Source organism: Vibrio sp. 1457 (genome assembly GCF_033340195.1).
Taxonomy (GTDB): domain Bacteria; phylum Pseudomonadota; class Gammaproteobacteria; order Enterobacterales; family Vibrionaceae; genus Vibrio; species Vibrio alginolyticus.
Map to the genome: position 1 here is coordinate 1 of NZ_JAWOWA010000059.1, position 2,428 is coordinate 2,428.

Genomic DNA, 2,428 nt, shown 5'->3' on the forward strand with positions numbered 1-2,428 from the left:
ACCTTCAGACAATCCAGAAAGGTCAACGTCGTCCAGAGACCAACTTCCACCAGTCACCACCGTTTCTAAGTTTATGACCGCTCCTAACGAGTCGGTTACCGTAACTTGGATACGCTGGCCATCTTCAATGTTTTCAATCGTCCCTTCGAGGCGAGTAGTCGCGATTTCGTACTGATTTAAATACTCATCCCCTCCACCATCAAAATTGACGTTCACCGTTGCAAGCGTATCTTTAATGGTCGTATCGACGGCGTTCAGGTTATTGCCATAAATGTCAGAAACCACAGAAGTCACCGTAAGCGGCCCTTCAGCAAGAGAAGACAGATCAACGCCTGATAGGGTATAAGCCTCGTTCTCTACGGTCGTTGTAACAGTAATGGAGTTATTGAGACTGTCGGTAATGGTGATAGTAACAAGCCACTCATCGCTTATCTTGAGTGCGTCACCTTGAATCGTGACACTAGGAACTTCAAACTGGTTTTCGTATCCATCACCGCCATCAAGAATATCCACCGTTAAAGAGGCATCATCGTTCAAACCTTCAATTGCCTCTAAGGTAATATCCAATGTTACGGAGGTGGTGTCACCGTCTGAATCTGTTGCATTAACTAACAATGGTATATCCAGGATTTGATCTTTTGACAGATCGAAAGAGCGATATAATTCAAAGGAATACTCTATTTCACTACTCGACTCTAAAGGTAATGTGGATAATAGTTTCGATTGAAAAATATTTACTTCCACCCCACCTTCTAAGATATAGCCAGTAATTGTCGTACCGTCATCAGACAGACGGTAAAGCAACTCACTTTCACTACTCACTAATGTGGGCTGGTTTAATTCGCTAAATCGAAGAGAGTCAACATAATCACTCCCGATATCGAGTTGAAGGCTCCCTGTCTTAAAGATTGCCCCACTTTCTAGATTAATCTCCTCCATTGCAACAACAGTCAAGTTGCTCAACGTAGGATCAACACCATCTTTCAACACGAAATCAATTTCATTCTCTACAAGCGGTGTGGAGTCTAGATCTGTCCCTCCAATGGTCAGCGGGAAGGTTACCGTATCACTACTATTGAATTGATCGATAGGATGATCAAGAGTAAGCGAGATTGAAGCTAGTACATCGTTACCCGACTCAATGCCACTCAATGTTAACGTAAATACAGTCACACCATTGGCAAATGCTGTGATTTGCTTTCCACTGGAACTTAACGTGTAGCTAAGCTCATTATCAGAGACTGAGCTTGTAAGCCCTAATGCCTCTAACTTAGTAATGGATGCCCCACCAAAATACAAACTAGTCGGATCAGGGTTATCAGAGCCAGCAATCACATTAACACTGCCTTCGGTGGTTAATAATGCCTCTCCCAGAGGTACTTCTGCTGTGTTTATAGTAGCGCTGCCTACATAACCCGCTTGGCCATCTATAATGTCGATAGTTGCGGTTGCTACACCGTAATCTTTTGAATCATCGGCTGCGAGATAATCAAATACGATACTTTGCTCAACCGTGTGATCTAAGTTGCGACTGGCATTCAACTGCCAAGAGCCATCTGAAAATACGGTTAATTCACCCTTATCTAGACTAAAACTTACTGAGCCACCATCAGGGACAGACTGGATCTCTCCTCCGGCTCTGACATATCGAATGTACAAGTCACCATCAATATCAATGTCATTCTCCAGTACATTGCCAGAAATGACTTGGCCTTCGGTTACACTATATGACTCATTTGCGATCACTGGGTCGGCATCACTGATGACGATTTCTAGGGGGGCCACAACCGTCTCTTGTGTACCATCAGCATCACTTTGAATGCTTTCAACCAATACGTTAGTCACCAGCTCATCTTGACCTACACCATGATCAATCGCTTCATAAAAAGTAATTTGAACCGTACCATCATCATTGACTTCTGCTGAGAAAACTAATCGGTCGTCAGTCGATGTTCCTTGTAAGCTCAACCCATCTTCTGCAACAACAACGTTAATAGATTGACCGACCGATGTAAGCGCACTCAAACTTGGTTGCTCTGCATGCAGTGCTGGCACACCATTTTCTATGTTGATGGCTGCCGAGCTGCTTTGCTCACCAAAAAATCCAACGATGTTTTCAGAAAATACCGTTGAACCGGGTAGCACTATTGTTGGCATGGTATCGACCGCGTGGTTGCCGGCGGCATCCAACACTTCTGCTTCAATGGTCCACGTGTTGTTTAGATTGAGAGTGTTTACGTCAATTCCGGTTACTGTCCACGAACCTGATGCATCAACAAGGCCAGTAAAATTCAGCGTGCTGTCTCCGTCACTTACCCGAATCATCACTGCCAGACCTTGCTCTACACCACTGGTTGTCCCTCTCATTTCCGTGACTATACCCTCACGGAAATCATCAATGGCAAGACCACCGCTAATATAAAAATCC

The 2,428-nt window shown here is 44.3% G+C and carries 1 protein-coding gene; it reads right to left on the reverse strand.

Annotation, left to right across the window (positions count from 1 at the left end; genetic code table 11):
• The coding region (locus R7Z41_RS23600) for an Ig-like domain-containing protein (RefSeq protein WP_405524318.1) at positions 1-2,428 on the reverse strand (2,428 nt) is incomplete at both ends.